The sequence below is a fragment of the Azohydromonas aeria genome (assembly GCF_009760915.1).
GTDB lineage: Bacteria > Pseudomonadota > Gammaproteobacteria > Burkholderiales > Burkholderiaceae_C > Azohydromonas > Azohydromonas aeria.
Map to the genome: position 1 here is coordinate 1 of NZ_VIDQ01000014.1, position 24,142 is coordinate 24,142.

Annotated in this window: 19 protein-coding genes and 1 pseudogene; 6 read left to right on the plus strand and 14 right to left on the minus strand. The window is 71.5% G+C overall.

Annotation, left to right across the window (positions count from 1 at the left end):
• Together pstC and pstS are read right to left on the minus strand one after the other, a co-directional pair.
• Positions 1 to 400, minus strand: a pseudogene (pstC, locus tag FJ694_RS10880) (phosphate ABC transporter permease PstC); the annotation flags it as partial.
• Between the two features lie 150 nt (positions 401 to 550).
• On the minus strand, positions 551 to 1,594 hold the full coding sequence (gene pstS / locus FJ694_RS10885) for a phosphate ABC transporter substrate-binding protein PstS (RefSeq protein WP_157266918.1): 1,044 nt from the start codon (positions 1,592 to 1,594) through the stop codon (positions 551 to 553).
• A 229-nt stretch (positions 1,595 to 1,823) separates the two neighbouring features.
• Between pstS and FJ694_RS10890 the strand changes: the two genes are divergently transcribed.
• Entirely contained in the window at positions 1,824 to 2,939 is a 1,116-nt protein-coding gene (locus FJ694_RS10890; RefSeq protein ID WP_157266921.1) for a transporter, read from the plus strand.
• Between the two features lie 88 nt (positions 2,940 to 3,027).
• Here the strand turns inward: FJ694_RS10890 and FJ694_RS10895 are convergent, their stop codons facing one another.
• Positions 3,028 to 4,398, minus strand: coding sequence for an esterase-like activity of phytase family protein (locus tag FJ694_RS10895; RefSeq protein ID WP_157266924.1), 1,371 nt, complete (start codon positions 4,396 to 4,398; stop codon positions 3,028 to 3,030).
• Between the two features lie 127 nt (positions 4,399 to 4,525).
• On the minus strand, positions 4,526 to 4,723 hold the full coding sequence (locus FJ694_RS10900) for a hypothetical protein (RefSeq protein WP_157266927.1): 198 nt from the start codon (positions 4,721 to 4,723) through the stop codon (positions 4,526 to 4,528).
• A 239-nt stretch (positions 4,724 to 4,962) separates the two neighbouring features.
• Here FJ694_RS10900 and FJ694_RS10905 point away from each other — a divergent pair, with 239 nt between their 5' ends.
• The 3 genes from FJ694_RS10905 (at position 4,963) to FJ694_RS10915 (ending at position 9,605) form a co-directional block, all read left to right on the plus strand.
• Positions 4,963 to 6,138, plus strand: coding sequence for a glycerophosphodiester phosphodiesterase (locus FJ694_RS10905; RefSeq protein WP_157266930.1), 1,176 nt, complete (start codon positions 4,963 to 4,965; stop codon positions 6,136 to 6,138).
• Positions 6,139 to 6,260: 122 nt separating this feature from the next.
• Positions 6,261 to 7,370, plus strand: coding sequence for a DUF3616 domain-containing protein (locus FJ694_RS10910; RefSeq protein WP_232539986.1), 1,110 nt, complete (start codon positions 6,261 to 6,263; stop codon positions 7,368 to 7,370).
• A gap of 132 nt (positions 7,371 to 7,502) precedes the next feature.
• Positions 7,503 to 9,605, plus strand: a complete 2,103-nt coding sequence (locus FJ694_RS10915; RefSeq protein WP_157266933.1) for a TonB-dependent receptor — start codon at positions 7,503 to 7,505, stop codon at positions 9,603 to 9,605.
• A gap of 67 nt (positions 9,606 to 9,672) precedes the next feature.
• Here FJ694_RS10915 and FJ694_RS10920 read toward each other — a convergent pair whose 3' ends face one another.
• The 3 genes from FJ694_RS10920 to FJ694_RS10930 all read right to left on the minus strand — a co-directional run bounded on the left by FJ694_RS10920 (position 9,673) and on the right by FJ694_RS10930 (position 13,704).
• Positions 9,673 to 9,840, minus strand: coding sequence for a hypothetical protein (locus FJ694_RS10920; RefSeq protein WP_157266936.1), 168 nt, complete (start codon positions 9,838 to 9,840; stop codon positions 9,673 to 9,675).
• A 168-nt stretch (positions 9,841 to 10,008) separates the two neighbouring features.
• Positions 10,009 to 11,271, minus strand: coding sequence for an MgtC/SapB family protein (locus tag FJ694_RS10925; protein ID WP_198320792.1), 1,263 nt, complete (start codon positions 11,269 to 11,271; stop codon positions 10,009 to 10,011).
• Between the two features lie 183 nt (positions 11,272 to 11,454).
• The gene (locus tag FJ694_RS10930; protein ID WP_157266939.1) at positions 11,455 to 13,704 is read right to left on the minus strand and encodes a heavy metal translocating P-type ATPase; all 2,250 of its coding nucleotides are present in this window, start codon (positions 13,702 to 13,704) and stop codon (positions 11,455 to 11,457) included.
• Positions 13,705 to 13,934: 230 nt separating this feature from the next.
• Here FJ694_RS10930 and FJ694_RS10935 point away from each other — a divergent pair, with 230 nt between their 5' ends.
• Entirely contained in the window at positions 13,935 to 14,135 is a 201-nt protein-coding gene (locus FJ694_RS10935) for a hypothetical protein (RefSeq protein WP_157266941.1), read from the plus strand.
• 28 nt (positions 14,136 to 14,163) lie between these two features.
• Here FJ694_RS10935 and FJ694_RS10940 read toward each other — a convergent pair whose 3' ends face one another.
• Together FJ694_RS10940 and FJ694_RS10945 are read right to left on the minus strand one after the other, a co-directional pair.
• Entirely contained in the window at positions 14,164 to 17,181 is a 3,018-nt protein-coding gene (locus FJ694_RS10940; protein WP_157266943.1) for an ATP-binding protein, read from the minus strand.
• Positions 17,178 to 17,591 carry an ATP-binding protein gene (locus FJ694_RS10945; RefSeq protein WP_157266946.1) on the minus strand — a complete coding sequence of 138 codons (414 nt, stop codon included), beginning with the start codon at positions 17,589 to 17,591 and terminating at the stop codon, positions 17,178 to 17,180. Before FJ694_RS10945 ends, FJ694_RS10940 begins: the two co-directional genes overlap by 4 nt.
• 755 nt (positions 17,592 to 18,346) lie before the next feature.
• Between FJ694_RS10945 and FJ694_RS10950 the strand changes: the two genes are divergently transcribed.
• Positions 18,347 to 18,598, plus strand: a complete 252-nt coding sequence (locus FJ694_RS10950) for a hypothetical protein (RefSeq protein WP_157266949.1) — start codon at positions 18,347 to 18,349, stop codon at positions 18,596 to 18,598.
• 464 nt (positions 18,599 to 19,062) lie between these two features.
• Here FJ694_RS10950 and FJ694_RS10955 read toward each other — a convergent pair whose 3' ends face one another.
• From FJ694_RS10955 to FJ694_RS10975, 5 genes are read right to left on the minus strand one after another with little or no spacing between them, the layout of a single operon-like run.
• Positions 19,063 to 20,058, minus strand: coding sequence for a Bug family tripartite tricarboxylate transporter substrate binding protein (locus FJ694_RS10955; RefSeq protein WP_157266951.1), 996 nt, complete (start codon positions 20,056 to 20,058; stop codon positions 19,063 to 19,065).
• A 46-nt stretch (positions 20,059 to 20,104) separates the two neighbouring features.
• Entirely contained in the window at positions 20,105 to 21,103 is a 999-nt protein-coding gene (locus tag FJ694_RS10960) for an NAD(P)H-dependent flavin oxidoreductase (RefSeq protein ID WP_157266954.1), read from the minus strand.
• 38 nt (positions 21,104 to 21,141) lie between these two features.
• Positions 21,142 to 22,356: a CaiB/BaiF CoA transferase family protein gene (locus FJ694_RS10965; RefSeq protein WP_157266957.1), complete on the minus strand. Its 1,215-nt coding sequence runs from the start codon at positions 22,354 to 22,356 to the stop codon at positions 21,142 to 21,144.
• The gene (locus FJ694_RS10970; protein WP_157266960.1) at positions 22,353 to 23,171 is read right to left on the minus strand and encodes an oxepin-CoA hydrolase, alternative type; all 819 of its coding nucleotides are present in this window, start codon (positions 23,169 to 23,171) and stop codon (positions 22,353 to 22,355) included. The genes FJ694_RS10965 and FJ694_RS10970 overlap by 4 nt, the downstream gene beginning before the upstream one ends.
• A complete protein-coding gene (locus tag FJ694_RS10975) occupies positions 23,168 to 24,136 on the minus strand; it encodes a tripartite tricarboxylate transporter substrate binding protein (RefSeq protein ID WP_157266963.1) in 969 nt (322 codons plus the stop codon). The genes FJ694_RS10970 and FJ694_RS10975 overlap by 4 nt, the downstream gene beginning before the upstream one ends.
• Positions 24,137 to 24,142: the final 6 nt, after the last annotated feature.

The window sequence follows — 24,142 nt, forward strand, 5'->3', positions numbered from 1 at the left end:
TGCCCAGCGGGCGCTTGAGCCAGCCCGGGGCCAGCTCGGTGAGGAACAGCGCGATGCCGAAGCTCACCGGCACGGCGATGAGCAGCGCGATGGCCGAGCTCGCCAGCGTCCCCCAGATCATGACCAGGCCGCCGAAGCGCTCCTGCACCGGGTCCCACTCGCTGCTCCACAGGAAGCCCAGCCCGTAGGCCTCGATGGCCGGACCGGCGCCCACGAAGAGCGAGATGATGATGCCCACCAGCAGCGTGAGCACCAGCGCCGCGGCGGCATGCGCGGCGGCCGAGAACAGCCGGTCGGGCCAGGGCGAGAAGCGGGGCGTCGCCGGCGGCGGCACCAGCGGCAGGCGCCGCTCTTGGGCGGCGTCCTGCAGACGGCCGGGGGTGGGCATGGTCGAGCTCATGGGCCTCCTTCGGGCGCCGGGCAAGGGTCCGGGGCTGCGGGCAGCCCCGCAGCCTCATGGCGCCGGGAGTGGGGATGTCGTTGTGGGTGAGGTGGCAACCTCAACGCGCAAAGCCGGCATCAGACCGGCTTTGCAGGAGCGTTGCGCTGCTCAGTTGGCCGCGGCCAGGGTCTTGCCGTCGGCGCTCTTGATGGTGGCCCACTGCTTGCGCACCAGCGCCTTCACGGGCTGGGGCAGCGCCACGTACTCCAGCTCCGCGGCCATGGCGTCGCCATTGGTGAAGGCCCACTCGAAGAACTTGAGCGCCGCGGCGGCGTTGGCCGGCTTCTCCGGCGTCTTGTGCATGAGGATGTAGGTCGCGCCCGTGAGCGGCCAGGCGTCCTTGCCGGGCTGGTCGGTGAGCACCTGGAAGAAGGTCTTGTTCCAGTCGGCGCCGGCCGCCGCGGCCTTGAAGTTGGCGTCGTCGGGCGACACGAAGTTGCCGGCCTGGTTCTTCATCAGCGCGTACGTCATCTTGTTCTGCTTGACGTAGGCGTACTCGACGTAGCCGATGGCCCCGGGCAGGCGCTGCACGAACGCGGCCACGCCCTCGTTGCCCTTGCCGCCCGCGCCCGTGGGCCAGTTCACGGCCGTGCCCTCGCCCACCTTGGCCTTCCACTCCGGGTTGGTCTTGGAGAGGTAGTTCGTGAACAGGAAGCTCGTGCCCGAGCCGTCGGCGCGGCGCACCACGGCGATGGCGTCGTCGGGCAGCGGCACGCCGGGGTTGAGCGCCGCCAGCGCCGGGTCGTTCCACCTGGTGATCTTGCCCAGGTAGATGTCACCCAGCACCTGGCCGGTGAGCTTGAGCTGCCCGGGCTGCAGGCCCTTGACGTTGACCACCGGCACCACGCCGCCGATGACGGTGGGGAATTGCACCAGGCCATCAGCGGCGAGCTCCTCGTCCTTGAGCGGCATGTCGGTGGCGCCGAAGTCCACCGTCCTGGCCTTGATCTGCTTGATGCCGGCGCCTGAGCCTACCGACTGGTAGTTCACGCGCACGCCGGCGGCCTTGTTGTAGGCATCGGCCCACTTGGCATAGACGGGCGCCGGGAAGGTCGCGCCCGCACCGGTCACGTCCTGCGCGTGGGCGGTGGAGGCAGAGGCGACGAACAGGGCGCCGCACAGCAGCGGCAGGGAAATGGCAAGGCGATTCATCACGGCTCCTCAGGGGACAAAGGCAACGGGCTGCAATCTATCCAGCACATATGTCATTACCGTGACAGCCGCGCCGCCGCCGAAGCCGTGTGGCACGCCGGCCGCGACGCTTGCGAAAGCAGGCGTTGCCCGTGGCAACACGGCCGCCCTGTCACGATGCCGTCACGCGAATCACGTAGGCTGGGCCGCTCACCGCCCGCGCCGCCCCGGCGCCTCGCGCGCCCCATCCATGACCGACTCCGTGACGCTGCCGGCCGCCGAAGACAGCCCGTCCTTGCCTCCCGCGCCCGCACCCTCGCTTTCGCCCGAAGCGCTGTACCGCCGCACGCTGGACAGCAACTACGGCGCCGATGCCAACGGCCTGGTGTGTGGCTACCACTTCCCGCCCGGGCAGCCCGGCGTGCCGCTGGCCGCGGAAGAAGCGCAGCAGTGGCTGCAGCGACCGGCCGACGCCGGGCCCGAGGGCTTTGTGTGGCTGCACTTCAACCTCTCGCACGCCAAGGCCCTGCCCTGGCTGCAGGCGCATGCCGACCTGCCCGAGAGCTGGTTTGAAGCGCTGCACGCGCTGGGCTCGCGCTCCACGCGCATCGAGCGCGACGGCCAGAACCTGCTGGCCGTGCTCAACGACGTGACCTTCGACTTCTCCTTCGACCCCAACGACGTGGCCACGCTGTGGGTGAGCCTCGGCCCGCGCCTGGTGGTCAGCGCGCGGCGCCAGCCGCTGCGCACGGTGGACCGGCTGCGCGCGGCCGTGAACCGCGGCGAGCCGATCGACTCCACCGTGGCGCTGCTGGAGCACCTGCTGGGCGACCAGGCCGACGAGCTGCAGCGCATCCACCGCGCCGCCGCGGACCGGGTGGACGACATCGAGGATGAGCTGCTGGCGCAGCGCGGCGCGCGCCACGCCGGCGAGCTGGCGCGGTTGCGGCGGCTGACGGTGCGGCTGCAGCGGCTGCTGGCGCCCGAGCCCACGGCGCTGCTGCGGCTGCTGTCGGCGCCGCCGCGCTGGGTGTCGCACGAGGAGCGCGAGCTGCTGCGCCGCGCCGGGGAGGACTTCTCGGTGGTGCTGCGCGACGTGCTGGCGCTGCAGGAGCGCATCAAGCTGCTGCAGGACGAGGCCGCGGCGCACGTGGCCGACCAGAACAACCGCAGCCTGTTCACGCTGACCATGGTGACCGTCCTGGCGCTGCCCATCAACCTGGGCGCCGGCCTGATGGGCATGAACGTGGGCGGCATCCCGCTGGCGGAGTCGCCGCACGGCTTCTGGCTGGTGGTGGGGCTGATCGCGGCCTTCACGGTGGCGCTCGCGGTGTTTGCGCTGCGGCGGCTGCGGCGGCCGGACTGACGGCCCCTCCCCGGCCCGGCGCCTGGCCCGCGGCGGCGCCGAGCCGGGGCCCGTCCTGCGCCTTGCGCCACCGCGCGCCTGGACCGCGTCAGCGCGCCGCCAGGAATTCGCCCACGTCGAGCAGCACGAGCTCGTTGTCGTCGGCCTGGGCCGGATCACGGCTGCTGGAGAAAGGCAGGTTGTTGTCGTTGCCCACCACGATGTGGCGCGCATCGACCACGTCCACGTTCTCGATGGTGAAGAACGGGAAGGCCAGCGCCCCGTTGGTCAGCGGCTTGCGCGCCAGGCGCTGCGGGTCCGCCATCTTCAACAGGTCGATGTAGCCGATCTTGCGCAGCGCGCCGCCGGCGTTGGCCTCGGACAGCTCCACCTTGTAGACGCGCTTGAATTTCGCCACGTCGTGGAAGCAGTCGGCACGCCTGGCGCCTTCCGGGCAAGCCTTGTCAGGCGTGCCCTCGCCGTTGTCGCGCTCGATGATCAGGCCCGTGGTGCCGTCGATCATGTTGAAGTCGCCGATGGCGTGACCATTGCCTTCGAGCACGTATTTCCAGTGCCGGCCGCTCCAGCGGCCGGCCTGCACGTCGAATTCCAGCACGCGCAGGTACTGCCTGCCGCCCACGCTCTCGTAGGCGCCGGCGGCCTCGTCCCAGAGCGCGCCTTCGAGCAGCGCGTAGAGCCTGCTGCCGTCGGGCGAGGCGGCCATGCCCTCGAAGCCCTTGGAGCGGCGCACCTGGAATTTCGGTGCGGCCGCATCCGGCGCGGCCGGCGTCGCCAGCGCCGGATGGTCCGGCGAGCGCACCGCCTTGCCGTCCACCATGGTTTCGAACACCGCCAGCACCTTGCCGCCCAGGTCGGCCTTGATCAGGTACGGCCCCAGCTCGTCGCCGATCCACAGCGCCCCGCCGGCAAACTGGAAGCTCTCGGTGTCGAAGTCGGCGCCGGTGAGGTAGCGCTGCTTCGTGCCCTCGTGGACGATGCGAAACGGCACCCGCTTGTCCGGGTCGTGCAGGAACACCGTCTGCAGCCGTGACAGGCGCCCGGAAGCGAAGTCCACCTTGTAGCGGTTGAGGTAGAGCATCGCGTCGGGCGAGTTTGCCTTGGAGCCGAAGCCGTTGTCGGTCAGCACCCAGTAGCTGCCGTCGCTCATGTGCTTGATGCCCGAGTGTCCCTGCAGCGGCTGGCCCGCGAAAGGCAACGACACGCCGGTGGGCCGCCCGCCCGAGGTGCCCGGCACCGTGCCCGGCGCTTCCACGCGCTGGCCCGTGGTGAACTTGCCGCTGACGCGCAGGTCCGCCGGCGCGTCCTTGGGCGCGGGCATGAAGCTGCGCGCCGGCATCACCGCGTGGCCGTCAAGCACGGCGGCGAACTCGCGGGGCCCGGGCGCGGGATCGTCTTGTTGGGCGGCGGCGGCCTGGCAGGCCAGCGCCGCGGCGGCGCAAAGCAGTAGTCGCTGAGACATCGTGATCCCTCCTGGAAAGACGGGTGGGGCCGGTCCGGTGCGGCCGGCCGCCTGTTCAGACGGCGGGCAGGCCCGCCAGGTCGCCCACGGCCGCGCCGTGGCGGTCGCGGTCGCGGTCGCGGCACGCTCAACCGGGCATCTGCGAGCCGGGCAACTCCATGGGCCGGGCCAGGCCCTGCGCGTCGAAGCGCTCCCGCAGCCGCTGCAGCCGGTCCTTCACCTCGGCCACCGAGAAGCGGCCCAGGCAGGTCTGCTGCCACAGCTCCTCGAAGGCGTCCTCGTAGGCGGCCACCCGGTTTTCCATGTCCTGAATGGGCGTCGTCATGTGCGCACTCCTCGTGTTGACGGTTGCCGAACGGATGACGCGCCTTCTCCGCGCATCGCATGACAAGGTGATGACGGCGGCCATGCCCGCGCCGCGCGGCGATGGCCACCCCACCGGCTTGCGGGCACGGCGCGGCACGGGCGCGCCGGTTTCACGCACCTGTCACGAGCCGCCGCGCACAGTGCGCGGCGCGCCCGGCCCGCGGCGCGCCGATACCCAGGAACCGAGGAGCGCTTCCCATGCCCATTCCCCGCCGCCAATTGCTTGCCGCCACGGGCGCCAGCCTGCTGCTGGCCGCGCCCGTGGCCCAGGCCGCCGGCACCGCCGCCGCGACTGCGGCGGCCGCCTCCCGCGCGGCTCGCCGTCCGCTGGTCATCGCCCACCGCGGCGCCAGCGGCTACCTGCCCGAGCACACGCTCCCGGCCTACTGGCTGGCGATCCAGATGGGCGCCGACTACATCGAGCCCGACCTGGTCAGCACCCGGGACGGCGTGCTGGTGGCGCGCCACGAGAACGCCATCGCCATCCTCAATGCCGACGGCAGCGTGCGCGAGGCCACCACCGACGTGGCCGAGCGCCCCGAGTTCGCCTCGCGCCGCGCCACCAAGACCATTGACGGCACGACGCTCACCGGCTGGTTCACCGAGGACTTCACGCTGGCCGAGCTCAAGACGCTGCGCGCGCGCGAGCGGCTGCCCGCGCTGCGCGCGGCCAACACGCGCTTCGACGGCATGTTCGAGGTGCCCACGCTCACCGAGATCCTGCGCCTGGTGCGCGACGTCAACGACTACCGCCGCGAGCGCGCGCGCGGCGGCGCCTGGCGCCCGGTGGGCATCTACCCGGAGACCAAGCATCCGAGCTACTTCCAGGGCATTGGCCTGGCGCTGGAGGAGCCGCTGGTGCGCACGCTGCGCGCCTGGGGCTACGCCAGCCCCACCGACACGGTGATCATCCAGTCCTTCGAGACGGCCAACCTGCGCAAGCTCGCCGGCATGACGAAGCTGCCGCTGGCGCAGCTGCTCAACGGCTCCGGCCGGCCCTGGGACTTCACGGTCGCCGGCGACCCGCGCACCTACGCCGACCTGGCCAGGCCCGAAGGGCTGGCCGAGATCGCGCGCTACGCCCGCGGCATCGGCGCCAACACGAACCTCATGATCCCGCTGGTCGGCGGCCGGCTGGGCACGCCCACCACGCTGGTGCGCGATGCGCATGCGGCGGGCCTGGTGGTGCACGGCTGGACGTTCCGGGCCGAGAACCAGTTCCTGCCCGACGAGTTCGACAGCGGCAGCGACCCGGCCGCGCTGGGCAACCTCGAAGGCCAGCTGCGCGCCTTCCTGGACCTGGGCATGGACGGCTTCTTCACCGACCACGCCTTCCTGGGCGTGCAGGCGCGCGAGGCCTGGCTGCGGCGCTGAGGAGAGGGCTGATTGCCCGCGCAACCGGGCCGATGCGCGGGCGCGCCGCGGCGGCGCGTTCCCGCCGGCACGGACGTCCACGCGGGGCCGATACTGCGGGCTCGCCAAGGAGGAGCCTGCCCATGCCTGCGCCCATGCCCGAAGCCCGCCATCCCAACGCCGTGCGCCTGGAGCTCGAACCCGGCGGCGTGGTTCACACCAACCTGTCCGGTGCCGCCTTCAGCGGCGACTGGCTCTGGGTCGCGGGCGACGAGGCATGCGCCGTGGAGCGGCTGCGCCGGCTCGACCCGGTGGGGCCGGAAGCGCTGCGCTTCGGGCAGGCGCACACCTTCGCGTTGGCCGACCTGCTGGACCTGCCCGGCGCGCCCGACGACGAGGCCGACCTGGAAGGCCTGGACGAAGTCGATGGCTGGCTGTGGCTGGCGGGCTCGCACGGGCTCAAGCGCAGGAATGCCAAGTCCGGCCGCGAGGACGCGGACAACGCCCGCCGCCTGGCCCGGGTCAAGCTCGACGGCAACCGCCGCCTGCTCGCCCGCGTGCCCATCGAGCTGCGCGACGGCGTTCCGCACCTGGCGCGGACCGCGGCCGACGGCCGCCGCGCCGCCCGGCTCAAGGGCGATGCCGAGGACAACCAGCTCACGCGGCTGCTCAGGGACGACGACCACCTGGCGCCGTTCCTGGAGATTCCCGGCAAGGACAACGGCTTCGACATCGAGGGCCTGGCCGTGCTCGACGGCAGGCGCCTGCTGCTGGGGCTGCGCGGGCCGGTGCTGCGCGGCTGGTCGCTGCTGCTGGAGATCGCCGTCGAGGCGCACCAGGGCCACCTGGAGCTGGTGCCGCTGGACGCCGGCGAGCGCGACGGCGTGCGCCTGCGCAAGCATTTCGTGCAGCTCGGCGGCCTGGGCGTGCGCGACCTGCACTTCGACGGCGACGACCTCTACATCCTGGCCGGGCCGACCATGGTGCTCGACGGCGAGATCCGGCTGCTGCGCTGGAGTGGCGCGCGCCGCGTGCTGCTCGACAACCGGCAGCCGGTGCGCTTCGAGCCGGCGCTGCCGGTGCTGGGCGAGCTGCCGCACGGCCCGGGCTGCGACCGTGCCGAGGCCTTTTGCGAAGTGCCCGCGTCACTGGCCGGCGCCACGCCGGCCTGGCTGGTGCTCTACGACGCCCCGGGCGCGCAGCGGTGCGCCGAGGACGGCGCGGTGTACGGCGACCTGCTGCGGCGGCTCTGAGGCAGCGGGCAGGCGGGCAGGCGGCTGCGCGTGCCGGCGCTCCACGCCATCGGCGGCGCCGCGCATCCGATGCGGCGCCGGCCGCGTAAATGCGGTTCAAACTACCGCCCGACTCCCGTGTCCCCTTCCTTCATGCATTCGATTCCCCGGCCCGCGGCCCCCTTCCTCCTTCACACGCTGGCCGCCGCCGCGGCCTGCGCCCTGATCCCCGCCGCCCAGGCCCATGACGTGCCCGAAGCCGCCGAGGCGCTAGTGCAGCACGTCGAGATCACCGGGCGCCATTACGACAACGCGGTGGGCTCGTCCGACGCCGCCTCGCAGGGCGTGATCCGCGCCGAGCTGCTCAGGAGCCGCCCCGCGCTGCGTCCGGGCGAGGTGCTGGAGTTCGTGCCCGGCGTCATCGTCACGCAGCACTCCGGCGACGGGAAGGCCAACCAGTACTTCCTGCGCGGCTTCAACCTCGACCACGGCACCGACTTCGCCACCAGCGTCAACGGGCTGCCGGTGAACATGCCCAGCCACGGCCACGGCCAGGGCTACGCGGACCTGAACTTCCTCATCCCCGAGCTGGTGGACCGCGTCGAGTACCGCAAGGGCCCGTATTTCGCGCGCAACGGCGACTTTTCATCGGCGGGCTCGGCCGACATCGCCTACCGCGACACGCTGGAGCGCCCCTTCGCCGCGGTGACGCTGGGCCAGCGCGGCTACCGGCGGCTGCTGGGCGCGGGCTCGAACGAGGTGGCCCCGGGACTGTCGCTGCTGGGCGCGCTGGAGCTGCAACGCAACGACGGGCCGTGGACCGTGCCGGAGGACCTGCACAAGCTCAACGGCGTGCTCACGCTCTCCGGCGGCACCCGGGCCGAGGGCTTCAGCGCCAGCCTGATGCACTACGACGCGCGCTGGACCGCGACCGACCAGGTGCCGCAGCGCCTGCTCGACGCCGGCGGCATCGGCCGCTTCGACTCGCTCGACCCGACGGACGGCGGCAGCACGCGCCGCAGCAGCCTCTCCGGCGAATGGCACCGCCGCAACGAGGACGGCTCCGCCACGCGCGTGGCGGCCTATGCCATCGACTACCGGCTGCAGCTCTTCTCCAACTTCACCTACGCGCTGGAGCGGCCGCAGCAGGGCGACCAGTTCGCGCAGCGCGACCGGCGCCAGGTCTACGGCTTCAGCGCCAGCCATGCCTTCGACCACGCGCTGGGCACCTTTGCCGCGCGCACGGAGTTCGGGCTGCAGCTGCGCCACGACCGCATCCGCGTCGGCCTCTTCGACACGCAAGCGCGGCAGGTCACGGACACCACCCGCGACGACCGCGTGCGCCAGACGCAGCTGGGCCTCTATGCCCAGAGCGCGGTGGAGCTCACGCCCTGGCTGCGCGCCATCGCCGGCGTGCGCGCGGACCGCGCGCGCTTCGACGTGGACAGCCTGTCCAATGCCGTCAACTCCGGCCGCGCCTCGGACCACCTGCTGTCTCCGAAGCTGTCCGTGATCCTGGGCCCCTGGCAGAAGACGGAATTCTTCGTCAATGCCGGGCGCGGCTTCCACAGCAACGACGCACGCGGCACCACGGCCCGGGTCGATCCGCGCACGGGCGAGGCGGTGGACAAGGTGCCGGGACTCGCGGCCGCGCGGGGCCAGGAGATCGGCCTGCGCACGGAAGTGGTGCCGGGGCTGCAGAGCTCGCTGGCGCTGTGGCGGCTGGACTCGGACTCGGAACTGCTCTACGTCGGCGACGCCGGCGCCACCGAGGCCGCGCGCGCGAGCCGGCGCCGCGGCGTGGAGTGGAACAACCGCTGGACGCCCCCCGCCCTGCCCTGGCTTCTGCTGGACGCCGATCTGGCCTGGAGCCACGCGCGCTTCAAGGGCGCCGCGCCGGAGGGCGACCGCATTCCCAACGCGGTGGACAAGGTGGCCTCGGTGGCGGTGACGGTGCGCGAGCTCGGCCCCTGGTCGGCCAGCCTGCAGTGGCGCTACCTGGGCTCGGGGGCGCTCGTCGAGGACAACAGCCAGCGCTCGCGGTCCTCGCTGACCACCAACTTCCGCCTGAGCCGCCAGCTCGGCCGCGACACCGAGCTGACGCTGGACGTGTTCAACCTCTTCAACCGCCGCATCAACGACATCGAGTACTACTACGAGTCGCGCCTGCCGGGCGAGGCGGCAGCCGTGGCCGACCGCCACGTGCATCCGGCCGAGCCGCGCACGCTGAGGCTGACGCTGCGCACGAGCTTCTGAGCCTGGGCCAGGGCGCCGCGGCCGGCCGCGGCGTTCACCGGCTCGCGGGCCAGGTCCCGGCCGGGCATCAGGTTGCGAGCGCAATCAGCAGCGGCGCCAGCGCCAGGACGGCAACGCAGGCCACGCCGGCCCACTTGCGCTCCGCGGGCGCCGCGCAGGGCGTCGCGGGCAGCGGCGCCTGCGCGTAGCGGCTGAGCATCTCGGGCTGCAAGTGAACGAGGGCGGCGGGATTCATGGCGTCTTCTCGCTTCTCGGAGTTGGAAAGGGCCGCAACGCTGTGCCAGACCCGCCATTGCAGTGCGCGGCCGTGACAGCGGCGTGTCAGCACGCCGGCATTCCTTCACCGAAATGAGCTGGATCAATGCCGGCGACGGTGCCGCCCCGCCGCGCCAACGTCCCCCGGTCAGCGCCACAGCAGCAGGATCGCCACGCCGCCGGCCAGCGCCAGGCCGAAGTACAGGGCAATGCGCGCGCGCAGCGCGGAGGAGCCCAGCACCATCGCGCAGCCGCCCTTGAACGCCAGGTTGGCCAGCACCGCCAGCAGGACCAGCCGGGCGCCGACGTCGGCCTCGATCCGGCCCGCGTTGGCGAGGTTGGCGGTGGACAGCGTGATCGCGTCCACGTCGGTCAGGCCGCTGAGCAGCGCCACGGGGTACAGGCCCGCGTCGCCGAAGCGGTCCTTGGCGAAGGCCACCGCCAGGATCACCAGCGCGTACAGCGCGCCGAAGAGCAGCGCCGGCTTGAGTTCGGCGGGGTTGCCGCCTTCGGGCAGCGTCTCGGCCTTCTGGCGCCGCCCGTGCCGCCAGGCCAGCAGCGACAGCAGCGCCATCCAGCCCAGCAGCGCGCCCAGCGGCGCGCCGATGGCCGCGAAGTGGCGCGGCGCGACGACGGCGACTTCCACCATCACGCGCAGCAGCGACATGGCCGAGGCCACCACGATCACCAGCGTGGCCAGCGCGGCGCCCGCCGCCTGCGCGCTGCCGCCGGCCTCGCCGCGGCTGCGCCGCGCGTAGCTGACGGTGGTGGCCGTGCTCGACACCAGCCCGCCCACGATGCCGCCCAGCAGCGCGCCGGTCTGCGCCGCGGCGAGCTTGCGGGCCACGAAGCCGGCGAGGTTGATGGTCACGATCAGCACCACCATCAGCCAGATACGAAAGGGATTGAGCACTTCGTACGGGCCGAAGCTGCGGTCGGGCAGCACCGGCAGCACCACCAGCGTCACCAGCGCGAACTGCATCACCGCGGTGACGTCGCGATCGCTCATCGCACCGACGATGCGGTGCATCGGGGCCTTGAGGTAGAGCAGCAGCACCGACACGCCCCCCAGCGCCACCGCGGCCTCGGTGTGGCCGACCACGAGATAGGCGCCCAGCCCATAGGTCAGCAGCACCGCGACCTCGGAGGTCATGCCGGGGTTGGCGTCGGGCTGCCGCAGCTTGATGAGATTGGCAATCAGCAGCAGCAGCGCCAGGGCGAGCATGCCGGCGGCGACGAGCCAGGGGCCGAAGGCCGGCACGGTCAGCGCCATGAGCGCGCCGAACAGCGCGATCAGCGGGAAGGTGCGTATGCCCGCCAGGCGCGAGTCGACGCGCTGGCGCTGCAGCCCCATGAGCAGCCCCAGGCCCAGCGCCAGGGCCAGCTTGAAGAAGGTGGTTTCCAGGTCCATGCGCACCCCGCGAAGGAAGCCGGCAGACGGCACCATGGTGCCGCACGCCGCCCAGGGGGCACGCCCAGGCGCGGCCGGGCCGGACCCTCAGAGAGCGAGCTCACGCAGCTCACGGATGCAGGCCCGCGAAACCACCGTGCACGAGCCCGCGGCGCAGGCCGCGAAGTGGCTCGACGGCGGGGTTCAACCCGATGCCGCCTGCTCCTGGGGACGGGCCTTGAGCAGGCGCAGCCCATTGGCCACCACGAGCAGCGTCGTGCCCATGTCGGCGAAGACGGCCATCCACATCGTGGCCGAGCCGAACACCGCCAGCACGAAGAAGACGGCCTTCACGCCCAGGGCAAAGGCGATGTTCTGCCACAGCACGGCGTGCGTGCGGCGGGACAGCCGGATGGTTTCAGGCAGGCGGCGCAGGTCGTCGTTCATCACCACCACGTCGGCCGCCTCCATGGCCGTGTCGGTGCCCGCCGCGCCCATGGCCACGCCCAGGTCGGCGCGCGCCAGCGCCGGCGCGTCGTTGATGCCGTCGCCCACCATGGCGACCGGGCCGCGCCGGCGCAGCTCCTCCACGGCGGCGAGCTTGTCCGCGGGCAGCAGGTTGCCGCGCGCCTCGTCGATGCCGGCCTCGCGGGCGATGGTCTGCCCCGTGGCGGCGTTGTCGCCGGTGAGCAGCACCGGCGTGACGCCCAGCGCCCGCAGCTGTGCCACCGCCTCGCGCGAGCCGGGCCTGAGCGTGTCGGCGACCGCGAACACCGCCAGCACGCCGTCGTCGCCCATGAGCAGCGTGACGCTGCGCCCCTGCGCCTCGTGGGCCTGCAGCCGCTGCTCCAGTGACGGGCTGCACTGCCCGCGCTCCTCGGCCAGCCGGTGGTTGCCCAGCACGTAGCGGCGGCCGTCCACCACGCCTTCCACGCCGCGCCCGGCCAGGGCCCTGAAGCCGGTGATGCCGTCGCCCCGCAGCGCCAGGCCCTGCGCGATGGCCTGCGACACCGGGTGGTCCGAGCGCGCGGCCAGGCTGGCGGCCAGCAGCGCGTTGGCGTCGCGCTCGCCGTGCAGGCTTTCCCAGTGCACGAGCTTCGGGCGCCCCTGCGTGAGCGTGCCGGTCTTGTCCAGCGCCACGACCTTGAGCGAGCGCGCCAGCTCCAGGTGCGTGCCGCCCTTGATCAGCACGCCGCGCCGCGCCGCGGCCGCCAGCGCGCTGACCACCGTCACCGGCGTGGAGATCACCAGCGCGCACGGGCAGCCGATGACCAGCAGCACCAGCGCCTTGTACAGGCCCTGCGTCCAGGTTGCGCCGGCCAGCAGCGGCAGCAGCACCGCGGTCGCCGCGGCCAGCGCGAAGATGGCCGGGGTGTAGAACTGCGCGAAGCGGTCCACGAAGCGCTGGGTGGGTGCGCGCGCGGCTTGCGCCTGCTCCACGGCGTGGATGATGCGCGTGAGCGTGCTGTCGGAAGCCGGGGCGGTCACGCGCACCTCGATCTCTCCCGTGCCGTTGACGGTGCCGGCAAAGACCGCATCGCCCGGCTGCTTGTCCACCGGGATGCTCTCGCCTGTCACGGGCGCCTGGTTCACGGCGCTGATGCCGCGCGTGACGCTGCCGTCCAGCGGCACGCGCCCGCCCGGGCGGATGCGCACCGTGTCGCCCACGGCCACCGCGGCGGCCGGGGTCACCCTCCAGCTGCCGTCGGCCTGGCGCACGTCGGCCTCTTCGGGCGCCAGGGCCATGAGCGTGCGGATCGAGTTGCGGGCCCGGTCCGCGGCGCGCGCCTCGATGAGCTCGGCAATGCCGTAGAGCGCCATCACCATGGCGGCTTCCGGCCACTGGCCGATGAGGAAGGCGCCGGTGACGGCCACCGACATCAGCGCGTTGATGGTGAGCCGGCCGCGGCGCAGCGCCGCGAAGCCCTTGGTGTAGGTCTCCAGGCCGGACAGCGCGATGGCACCCAGGGCCAGCGCCATGCCCGCCACCTCGAAGGCCGTGGTGTGCGCCGCGAAGAGCTCGATGCCTTCCGCCAGCAACGCCAGCACAAGCGCCCATGCCAGGCGGGCCATGCCCGAGGACGCGCCGTGCGCGTGGTCATGCCGTCCCTGGCCCGCCTGGGCGCCCTCGCCCCGGGGCGGCTCCACGGGCTGCGGCTTGAAGCCCGCGCCGGTGATGGCCGCCAGTGCCCGGGGCAGCACGTGCGCCGGGGCGTTGATGGCCAGGGTGCGCGCGGCGAGCTGGAAGTCCAGCGCACGGATGCCGTCGATGCCTTCGAGCGCGCGGCGGATCTCGGCTTCCTCGACCGGGCAATCCATGGTCGGGATGCGGTACACGGCCGTGGCGGCGCGCGACGCGGGCATGGGGCTGATGGCCACGGTGGGGGCCTGGGCCGGCGCGCCGCCGCAGCATGCGCCGCCGCTGCACGAAGGGGGGGAGTCTTGGGGGTTCATGATGTTTCTTCCAATCCGCCACGCTACAAGGACGCGCCCGAAGGCAACTGCGGCGAGGTCAATGCGTAGCTGAATCCGCACATGCATCGCTCACGTTACACGGCGCATCCGCGGGTTGCGCTCACGGGAGAAGGCGCTCCTTGTCCCGGGTGCCATCGATGCCTTCCCGGCCAGCCGAGGCAGCACACCCCGGCTGTCCAGGAGCACGGCCGGCGACCAGACTTGCCGCCATGGACCCACGAAGCGAGTTGCAGGCACGCCGTGACGCCCTGGAGAGCGAGCTCCTGGCGCTGCAGCCCAACGTCCCGGGCGATGCGCCTCACGGCGGCTTGACAGGCGTGGAGCTGCTGCAGCGCGTGGACCGCCTGCTGGCGCAGCTGGGCGCGGTCAACCAGGCCTTGTCGGAGCCGGGCGGCCCGCGGCCGGCTTGAGGCCGTCCAGGCGGGCACGGGTCGCGGCTCAGCCTGGCGCCTGCTGGCGCAGCGGCACCCGCCACAGCACCGCCGTGCCCTCGCCCGGCCGGGACTCGATCTCGAAGCTGCCGCCCAGGGCCTCGATGCGCTCGCGCATGCCCACCAGGCCCCAGTTCACCTGCCCGGCCTCCACGTCCAGCGCCCGGGCCGCGTCGAAGCCCACGCCGTCGTCCTCGACGCTGGCCACGAGCCGGGCCTTGAAGCACTCCACCGACACGCTGACGCTGCGCGAGCGCGCATGCTTGGCGATGTTGTTGAGCGCCTCCTGCACCACGCGAAACACCGCCAGCTCCACGTGCACGGGCAGTGCCCGCCCCTGCAGCCCGCGCAGCAGCAGGTCCACCGGCTGGCCGGTCAGCGCCGACCACGACGACACGTAGGCGGTGATGCCCTCGTGCAGGCCGCCGTGCTCCAGCGCCGCCGGCCGCAGCTCGAACACCAGCCGGTCCAGGTCGCGGTCGGCCACCTCCAGGGCGCGCCTGACCTCGGCCACGTCCTCGCCGGCAGCGCGGCCGCGCAGCTTTCCGTGCAGCGCGCCCAGCGCCAGCGACACGGCGGTGAGCTGCTGGCCAAGCGAGTCGTGCAGCTCGCGCGCGATGCGCCGGCGCTCCTCGTCCTGCATCGTCTCCAGGTGCTGCAGCAGCCGGCGCTGGCGCGTGGCCAGGGTTTGCAGCTCCTGCGTGCGCTCGGCCACGCACTGCTCCAGCCGCTCGCGCGACTCGCGGCGCAGCCGCGCCAGCTTCACGTGCGCCTCCACGCGCGCCACCAGCTCGCGCGCGCTGAAGGGCTTGACGATGTAGTCGTCGGCGCCCGACTGCATGCCGTGCACGCGGCTGTCCTCGCTGGCGCGGGCGGTCAGCAGGATCACGGGCAGCTCGCGCGTGGATTCCCGCGCGCGCAGCGCCTGCAGCAGCGCCAGGCCGTCCAGCCCCGGCAGCATCACGTCGGCCAGCACCAGCTCGGGAACCTGCTGCTGCACGGCCGCCAGCGCCGCCTGCGCGTCGGCCACCGCCTCCACGTCGAAGCCCGGTGACAGCAGCCGCGCCACGTAGCCGCGCATGTCGGCGTTGTCCTCGACCAGCAGCACGCGCGCGCGCTCGGTGGGCGGCAGATGCGCCAGCGGCGGATCGGGCAGCCCGTGCAGCAGCTCGCTGGCGTTGGCGTCGCGCGCCGCCGACGCGGGCAGCCAGCGCAGCGCCTCCTCCACGAAGGCCTCGGGCCGCGTGGCGGTGGAGGCCAGCGGCTGTTCATCTGCCCCGCTGACGTGGTCGGCGCTCAGGTGCGAGCGGCCCAGCGGCAGTTGCACCGTGAAGCAGCTGCCCTCGCCCCAGGTGCTCGCCAGCTGCACCGTGCCGCCGTGCAGCTTGACCAGTTCCTGCACCAGCGCCAGCCCGATGCCCGAGCCCTCGTGCGAGCGCCCGCGCGCCGCCTCGACGCGGTGGAAGCGCTCGAAGACGCGCGGCAGCTCGTGCGCGGGAATGCCGGTGCCCGTGTCCCGTACCGTCAGCACCGCGTGCGCGCCCTGCTGGCGCACCGCCACCGTGATGCGGCCCTCGAACGTGAACTTGAAGGCGTTGGAGAGCAGGTTGAGCACGACCTTCTCCCACATCTCCCGGTCCACGAACACGGTTTCGGGCAGCGGCGGGCAGTCGATCACCAGCGCCAGCCCGGCGGCCTCGCAGGCCGAGCGGAAGCTGCTGGCCAGGTCGGCCGTGAGGGCGGCCAGGTCGGTGGGCTCGTAGCGGGCGCGGGCCCGGCCGGCTTCCACGCGGCTGAAGTCCAGCAGCGTGTTGACCAGGCGCAGCAGCCGCAAGCCGTTGCGGTGCACCACCCGCAGCGGCTCGCGCACGGCGCCCTCCAGCGGCGCGCCGGCCAGCAGTTCCTCCAGCGGCGCCAGCATGAGCGTGAGCGGCGTGCGGAACTCGTGGCTGACGTTGGAGAAGAAGGCGGTCTTGGCGCGGTCGATCTCGGCCAGCGCCTGGACACGGCGCTGCTCGTCCACGCGGGCGCGCAGGGCGACCAGCGCGTTGGAGAGGGCCACGCCCAGCAGCGCGAGGAAGCTGCGGTAGGTCTCGGTCAGCGGCAGCCGCGCCGAGACGCCCGCCACCAGCAGCGCCGGCGCCGGCGGGCCCAGCGGCGTGGCCAGGGGGATGACGAAGGCCGTGGCGGGCGGCTCCTCGTAGGGGCCACAGGGCTCGCCTTGCAGCAGCGCCGGCAAGTGCCCCGCCTCGACCATGCGCGCCGTCCTCAGGGCCTGCGCCACCGGCCAGGGCTCCACGGCCTGCGGCGACAGCTGCTGCGGCGCCGCGGCGCTGCCGGCGCGCACGCCGTGGCAGCCGGCCAGGCGGTAGCCGCCCAGGGCCGCGTCGAAGCGGTAGTACAGCAGCAGCGGCACGTCCCACTCGAAGGCAGCGAGCGCCTGCACGGTGCGGCGTGCCACGTCGGCCTCGTCCCGCGCCAGCTCCAGGCACGTGCCCAGCTCGCGCAACGCCTGCGCGCGGCGCTCGGCCAGCATGGCCGTGGTGGTCTCGGCGACGGGGTGGAACACCCCGGCGATGCGGCCGCTCTCGTCGCGGATGGGCGAGTGCGAGAAGGTGAGGAAAGCCTCCTCCAGGCGGCCGCCGAGGCGGCGCAGGAACATGCGCTGGTTCTCCCGGGACACGGTCTCGCCGGCCAGGGCACGCTCGAAGGACTCGCCGATCGCCGGCCAGGCGCTGGCCCACGTCTCGCGGTAGTCCGCACCCAGGGCGCGCGGGTGCGCGTCGCCGCAGCAGTCGCGGTAGCGGTCGTTGTAGAGCTGCGTGCGCTGCGGCCCCCAGATGATGCTGATGGGGAACCCGGAGACCAGGCACAGGCTCACCGCGGTGCGCAGGCTCTGCGGCCAGCCTTGCGGCGCGCCCAGCGGCGTGCCGGACCAGTCCCGGGCGCGGATCAGCGCGCCGAGCTCGCCGCCGCCTTGCAGGAAGTCGGGGCCGGCGTCGAAGGGGGCGTCTTTGTTCTTCATGAGGCTTGCCTCCTGTCCAGGGGCGCGCGCAGCAGCACGGTGGTGCCTGCGCCCGCATGGGACTCGATCTCGAAGCTTCCACCCGGGGCTTCCATGCGCTCGCGCATGCCCAGCAGTCCCCACTGGGCCCGGCCGACCGAAGGCGTGCCGATGTTGCCTGCATCGAAGCCCACGCCGTCGTCCTCGATGCTGCCGACGAGCCAGCCGCGGCCGCGCTGCAGGCTCACGCTCACGCGCGAGGCCCGGGCGGGCGCCAGCGCGGTCTGCACGATCGTGCACGGGCCCGCCGGCCCCTGCCGCGCGGGTCCCTGCGGCGTGGCGGCCCGGTCGCGGTCGCGCACGTGCTGAGCCATCTCGCCCTGGTCCAGCGGCCGGGCGCAGCCTGCGGCGTGGGGAAGTTCTGCATCCATGCTGCTGAGCGTAGCCCGGGAGAGCGCCGGGGCCTGCAGCAGCATCCCGGGCAACACCGTTCGGGAGCAGGCGGCGTGCGTGATGCAGCCCATGGCTCGCGGGCACGTCCGGAAAGATGGCCCCCGGCGACAAGGGCTGCATCACGACCGGCGGCACGTGAAAGTCCGTCGCCAACTCCTGTGGGATGGCAAGGATCGCCGCCCCACCGCCGGCTGAAGCTCCCGGGACCGCGATGTCGAATGGCGGCGCCTCACCCATGGCGGTACCTTCTCAACACCCGCAGGGTGTGCCCCTGCGGCGCAGCCTCGGGTCAATAGCCGGCAACGGCGGCGCTGCTCCAGGCGGCGGGAGGGAAGTCGCAGCCGCACCGGGACCGGCGCAATCGACACCGCATTGGGCTGATAAGTGCAATTCACAGTCTCATCAATGACGCTACGTCAATGAGGTCAGACTGATAAAGCCAATGAGGGGCTGGGGTTGGAGGCTACAAAGCAGTGCCCGAAGTATCGACAGCAGTTGATCTCCGTCAGAGAACAACAAAAGGACTTACCTGCCGCAGTCCTTTAGCCCAAAGTAGTTAATCAGCCACTCATTGCCGCCAACTGGGCAGGCAGGGCAGCAAACCCCGCAGGAGCAAGAATCGGGAAAGCGGCTTTATGCCTCTGCGTATCAAGCCATATTCCGTTTGCTTCCACGAAATCCTCTTGGAGCATCAGATTAATGCTGCGCGCTGGACGTACGAAAGAAGTCGATCTTGCCGACTGCTTCGCCGGAATATCAGCACTTCGCCAGCAAGGTGATGCAATACGGCTCAACTCTGCCCGCATGCTCCAACAAGGATGTTATATGCAGCATTCGCAATATATGGCTTGGCGGCAGAACAATTGATATCCCCTCCCCACTCATTGCTGAGGCAGCCATGAGCCCCCGAGTTGTTGCAAGCATAAAGATGGTCGTCGCCTTTGCGGCCTATGCCGTATTTGCCCTTTTGGCTAGCTATGGATGATTTTTTCTTATCTCGTTCTTCCTGATCAAGCATAACCATTGACTCCAGCATCCAGGACGAAAGATCGACACCCAACACCGCTTGGATATCATCTCACTCTGGTTGGCAAGTTCAGGCTGAGCCACGCTGCCGCCATTTCAGCACAACGATGGTATTGTGACTTGGCAATAGTTAAGTTACACGCCAGCAACGGCGCGCATTTTCGCTCCAGAAGCAGTGAGCGGCGCACGGAAATCACGGCGCTTATGTCAAATCCACTGGTTGTCGCAATATTCTTGGTGAACGTTCCCCTCAGTTCGAGTGGTCGATGTCTACCACCTCGGGCACGCCAATGCCGATTCGAGTGGGAGCCCATTCAATCCGCCAAATCGAACAGCAAAGGCGCCACTACAGTCAACAGGCGCAGCGGTGTCCTGTACGCATAGGCTGCCGTGGACGCGCCATTGTCAGGATGGAACCTTTCGTTAATCCAGGGTGACGTTGGCCCTGCGCACTACCTGCGCCCACTTGTCTGCTTCCTGGCGGATGAAGGCTGCGAACTGCTCAGGCCCCATGTGGCCGGGCTCGGCGCCCTGCTCAGCCATCACGCGCTGCGCCTCCGCATCCACCAGGCTGGCGCGTGACTCCGCAACCAGCCGTGCCAGCACAGCCGCCGGCGTGGCGGCGGGAGCCCACAGGCCGAACCACGAACTGGCATCGAAGCCGGGCACACCACTCTCGGCAACGGTGAGCACGTCAGGCAAGGCGGGCGAGCGCCTGGCCGACGTCACAGCGATCGCGCGTAGCGCGCCCGACCGGATGTGCGGCAGGGCCGAGGGCAGGTTGTCGAACATCATCGCGGTCTGGCCCCCGATCAGGTCAGCCACCGCCGGTGCGCTGCCGCGATAGGGCACATGCTGCAGTTGCACGCCAGCCAATTGCCCGAACATGGCGCCCGAGAGATGGATGGATGTGCCGTTGCCCGCAGAGGCATAAGTCAACTTGCCGGGTTCGGCCTTGGCGCGTGCAACCAAGTCCTTGACGCTGCGCACTGGCAACGAGGGATGCACCACCAGCACATTGGGCAGCGTAGCGATTAGCGCAATCGGAGCGAAATCCTTGATCGGGTCGTAGGGCAGCTTCTTGTAGAGCGCCTGGTTGATCGCATGCGTGCCGACGGTGCCGACCAGCAGGGTGTGACCGTCGGCCGGGGCCTTCGCCACCTGGGCCGCGCCGATGTTGCCGCCAGCACCGGCCTTGTTCTCCACCACCGCAGCCACGCCCAGCCGGGTGCTGAGCTGCTTGCCCATGAGACGACCCAGGATGTCGGTCGTGCCCCCCGCGGCAAAGGGCACGACCAGCGTCAGCGGCCGGGACGGAAAGCCCTGGCTACGTGCCAGGCCCGGCCAGGCCGCCGAGGCCAAGGTCGCGCCGGCCAGACCCAGCAGGCGGCGGCGTTGTGCGTGGTGGGGCTTGGCCATGGTCTGCCTTTGTCAGTGTTGGAAGAAGGTGCGGGAACCGGTCTCGTCAGGTTGCGGCCGACGGCGGGGCCAGCCGGCGCAGCGCCTCGTGCATCTGCTGCTCCAGGCGAGCGACGATCGCGGCCAGCGGCTCCAGGCGGTCGACGAAGGCCAGGGCATGGCCGGCGGACAGCAGCCCCTTGGACCAGTCACCACTGAGGTAGGCCTCGCGGCCGATGCGTCCCGACACCAACGGCATGAGGTCCTGAATCGTCAGGCCCGGCTGCGTGGCTTCCAGCGCCCTGACGGCGCCGGTCGTCTCGTTGCGCAGGCTGCGCACCGTGTTGCCGACGGTCTGCATGCACAGCTCGGTGTCGGTGGGCTGCGCCTGCACGAGGCGGCGCTTGTAGTCGGCATGGGCCCAGACCTCGTCCGCGACGAGGAAGCGTGTGCCCATCACCACGCCGGCGGCGCCCATGGCCAGCGCGGCCGCAATCTGCGAGCCATGGCCAATGCCGCCGCCGATCAGGTACGGAATGTCCAGGCGACCGTCGGCCCAGGCGGCGTTGACGATGGTGCCCACCATGTCCAGGCCCGGATGCCCGCCGCACTCCGCCCCGACGATGGCCACGGCATCCACGCCGATCGACGCTGCCTTCACGGCATGGCGCAGCGCCGGCACCTTGTGCAGCACCTTGATGCCGGCCGTCTTGAGCAGCGGCAGGTACTCCTCGGGATTGCGGCCGGAGGTCTCGACGAAGCGCACGCCCTCCTCAACGATGGTCTCGAAGACCTCGCGCGTCCTCTCGCCAGGCACGAGCTTGGGCAGCATGGACACGTTGACGCCGAAGGGCGCGCCCTCGCACAGTTCGCGGCAGCGCCGGATCTCGGCCCGCAGCGCCCCGGACGCCGGAAAGCTCGCCGCCGTGACGAAGCCGATCATCCCGCTGCGCGCGGCGGCAGCCACGTAGTCCGCGTTCGACAGCCACATCAACCCGCCGGCCACGATGGGCAGCCGCGTGCCGAACAGCGCGGTGACTGCCGTCGGCCAATGGCTTTGCTGCATGGAAGCGTCCTCCCTTTACGCCCTGTGCCTGTCGTGCGTCAGACGACGCCACGGTCCTTGAGGCCGGCCAGCTCGTCGTCGGAGAGCGCCAGCAGCTCCTGCAACACCTGCCGGGTGTCGCCACCGAGCTGGGGTGGCGGCCGGCGCACGGGCATCCGCGTGCCGTCGAAGCGATAGGGCGGCGCCAGTACCGGGGTGCTGCCCGCCTCGGGATGAGGCTGCTGCGTCACCAGCCCGGCCTCGACGGCGCGCGACGAGGTCAGCGCCTCGTGCAGGCCCAGCACTTCGCCGCAGGGAATGCCGCAGGCGTTGAGCCGGTCCAGCAGCTCGCGCCGCGTGCGGCGGGCCAGCTCGCGCCCGATGTGCGGCAGCAGCTCGGCACGGTGGGCCGAGCGGTCCAGGTTGGTGCGGAAGCGCGAGTCCTCGGCCAGTTCCGGACGCTCGATCACCTCGCGGCAGAAGCGCTGGAACTGGCTGTTGTTGCCTACCGTGATCACCAGCGGCCCGTCTGCGGCGTCGAACACGCCATAGGGCACGATGGACGGATGCGCGTTGCCGTAGCGCGGCGGGTCCTCCCCTTGCAGCAACGCCTCCAGCCCGTAGTAGGAGGTGATCATCAGCCCGCAGTCGAACAGCGCCATCTCGATGTGCCGGCCCTGGCCGCTGCGCTCGCGCTCGTACAGCGCCGCGAGCACGGCCTGCGCCGCGTACATGCCGGTGAACATGTCCACGGCCGCGATGCCGAACTTCAGCGGCGGGCGCTCGGCCTCACCGTTGAGCGCCATCAGTCCCGCCTCGCCCTGAACCAGCAGGTCGTAACCCGGGCGCGCAGCCTCCGGACCGCTGCGGTCATAGCCCGAGATCGAGCAGTACACCAGGCCTGGCCGTTGGGAGCGCAACTGCTCGTAGCCCAGGCCCATCTTCTCCACGCCGCCGAGCTTGAAGTTCTGGATCACGACGTCGCTCTGGAGGGCCAGCGCGCGCGCCAGGGTTTGTCCTTCCGCCGTCTGCAGGTCCAGCGCGACGGAGCGCTTGTTGCGGTTGACGCTGTTGAAGTAGGCGGTCTCGGTGCGGCCCACGCGCCGGCCCCAGTCACGCGTGTCGTCGCCGCGGCGCGGATGCTCCACCTTGATGACCTCGGCGCCCAGGTCGCCCAGCACCATCGCGCTCATCGGGCCTGCCAGCACGCGCGAGAGGTCCAGCACGCGCACGCCGGCCAGGGGCAGCGACGCGGAAGGAGTTGAAGTCGTCATTTCGTTGTTGCCTCGTGGGCGCTGCGCAGCGTGCGGAAGTCGGCGGCGCGCTTGTCGAAGAAGGCCGCGATGCCCTCGGCAGACTCGGCGTCGCCGAGCGCATCCACCATGTGACGCGCCTCGCGCTCCAGCTGCTCGTCCAGCGTGGCGCCGACGGCATGGCGGCACAGGTCCTTGATTCGGACCGTGGCCCGCGCCGGGCCCGCAGCCAGGCGCTGCGCGAGCGCGACGGCCTCGTCCACGGCCCGTCCGGGCTCGGCCAGCCGGTTCACCGCACCGAATTGCGCCAGCCGCTCGGCCGCGATGCGCTCGCCCGTGAGGCACAGCTCGGTCAGCAGCTGGCGTGGCAGCAGCTCGGTCAGGAAGAAGGTGGCGCCGCCGTCCGGCGTGAGGCCGACCTTGACGTAGGCGACGCTGAAGTAGGCGTCACGCGCCATGACGAGCAGGTCACAGGCCAGCGCCAGTGACACCCCCGCACCGGCCGCGCCGCCCTCCACCGCGGCGATGACGGGCTTGCGGCAGTCGCGCAGCGTGCGCACGAGGCCGTGCAGCCCCTCCAAGCGCTCGCGGCGCACCTCGGGCGCCAGCTCCCGCCGCTGCGCCAGCTGACGCAGGTCGCCGCCGGCGCAGAAGAAGCGGCCGGCGCCGGTGAGCACCACGGCACCGATCTGCGTGTCGGCCTGCGCCTCGGCCAGCGCCGCCGTGAGCGCCGCGTAGAACTCCGGGCTGAGCGCATTGCGCACCCCGGGGTTGTCATGGGTCAGCACCAGCACCGCCCCGTCCCGGCGCTGGATCAGCCTGCCTGCCGTGCTCACTCCAGCACCACCCTGGCCTCACGGATGACCTTGCCCCACTTGGCCGTTTCCGCATTGATGAAGCCGTCGAATTCCGCGGGGCTGCTGCCCACCGGGATGGTGCCCATGGCTTCAAGCTTGGCCTTCACGTCGTCCATGCGCACGATCTGCGCCACCTCCTCCGCCACCCGGCGCAGGATCGGCTGCGGGGTGCCCGCGGGCGCCAGCAGGCCGGCCCAAGTGCTGCCGGTGAAGCCGCTCAAGCCCTGCTCGATGAAGGTAGGCACCTCCGGCAGCACCGGCAGCCGCTTCTCGGCCGCCACCCCGATGAGGCGCACCTTGCCGCTGCGGCCGGGCTGGATCAGTCCCTGCGCGGCATCCATGAACAGCTGGATCTGGCCGCCCATCAGGTCCGTCAGCGCGGCAGCCGCGCCACGGTACGGGATGTGGACCATGTCCGCGCCCGCCACCGACTTGAGCAGCTCGGTCGTCAGGTGGACAGCCGAGCCGTTGCCGCTGGAGCCGAAGCTGACCTTACCGGGGTTTTTCTTGGCGTAAGCGATGAGCTCGGGCACGGTCTTGAACGGTGCGTCGTTGTTGACTGCCGCCACCAGCGGCGAGATGCCGATCAGCGACACCGCGGCCAAGTCCTTGCGCGGGTCGTAGGGCAGCTTGGCGTACAGCGTGGTGTTGGCCGCATGCGCGGCAATCACCACCGCCAGCGTGTAGCCGTCGGCCGGCGCCTTGGCCAGCGCATCGACGCCCAGGGTGCCGTTGGCGCCGGACTTGTTGTCCACCACGACCGTCTGGCCCAGGCGCTCGCCGAGCTTTTGGCCGATGAGGCGTGCCGTCACGTCGGTGAAGCCGCCCGGCGGGTACGGCACGATCAGGCGGATGGGTTTACCAGGCCAGTTCTGCGCGAAGGCAGCGGCCGGCGCAGCCAGCGCCGCGGCCAGGCCGAGGTTGAATTGGCGACGTTGCATCATGTCTTG

Bases quoted from the DNA above. Each gene is read 5' to 3' on its own strand.
- FJ694_RS10895 (WP_157266924.1), bottom strand. From the start codon at position 4,398: ATGTCTCAGCGACTACTGCTTTGCGCCGCCGCGGCGCTGGCCTGCCAG.
- FJ694_RS10900 (WP_157266927.1), bottom strand. From the start codon at position 4,723: ATGACGACGCCCATTCAGGACATGGAAAACCGGGTGGCCGCCTACGAG.
- pstS (WP_157266918.1), bottom strand. From the start codon at position 1,594: ATGAATCGCCTTGCCATTTCCCTGCCGCTGCTGTGCGGCGCCCTGTTC.
- FJ694_RS10925 (WP_198320792.1), bottom strand. From the start codon at position 11,271: ATGGACCTGGAAACCACCTTCTTCAAGCTGGCCCTGGCGCTGGGCCTG.
- FJ694_RS10905 (WP_157266930.1), top strand. From the start codon at position 4,963: ATGCCCATTCCCCGCCGCCAATTGCTTGCCGCCACGGGCGCCAGCCTG.
- FJ694_RS10955 (WP_157266951.1), bottom strand. From the start codon at position 20,058: ATGGCCAAGCCCCACCACGCACAACGCCGCCGCCTGCTGGGTCTGGCC.
- FJ694_RS10910 (WP_232539986.1), top strand. From the start codon at position 6,261: ATGCCTGCGCCCATGCCCGAAGCCCGCCATCCCAACGCCGTGCGCCTG.
- FJ694_RS10930 (WP_157266939.1), bottom strand. From the start codon at position 13,704: ATGAACCCCCAAGACTCCCCCCCTTCGTGCAGCGGCGGCGCATGCTGC.
- FJ694_RS10940 (WP_157266943.1), bottom strand. From the start codon at position 17,181: ATGAAGAACAAAGACGCCCCCTTCGACGCCGGCCCCGACTTCCTGCAA.
- FJ694_RS10920 (WP_157266936.1), bottom strand. From the start codon at position 9,840: ATGAATCCCGCCGCCCTCGTTCACTTGCAGCCCGAGATGCTCAGCCGC.
- FJ694_RS10945 (WP_157266946.1), bottom strand. From the start codon at position 17,591: ATGGATGCAGAACTTCCCCACGCCGCAGGCTGCGCCCGGCCGCTGGAC.
- FJ694_RS10890 (WP_157266921.1), top strand. From the start codon at position 1,824: ATGACCGACTCCGTGACGCTGCCGGCCGCCGAAGACAGCCCGTCCTTG.
- FJ694_RS10915 (WP_157266933.1), top strand. From the start codon at position 7,503: ATGCATTCGATTCCCCGGCCCGCGGCCCCCTTCCTCCTTCACACGCTG.
- FJ694_RS10975 (WP_157266963.1), bottom strand. From the start codon at position 24,136: ATGATGCAACGTCGCCAATTCAACCTCGGCCTGGCCGCGGCGCTGGCT.
- FJ694_RS10960 (WP_157266954.1), bottom strand. From the start codon at position 21,103: ATGCAGCAAAGCCATTGGCCGACGGCAGTCACCGCGCTGTTCGGCACG.
- FJ694_RS10935 (WP_157266941.1), top strand. From the start codon at position 13,935: ATGGACCCACGAAGCGAGTTGCAGGCACGCCGTGACGCCCTGGAGAGC.
- FJ694_RS10965 (WP_157266957.1), bottom strand. From the start codon at position 22,356: ATGACGACTTCAACTCCTTCCGCGTCGCTGCCCCTGGCCGGCGTGCGC.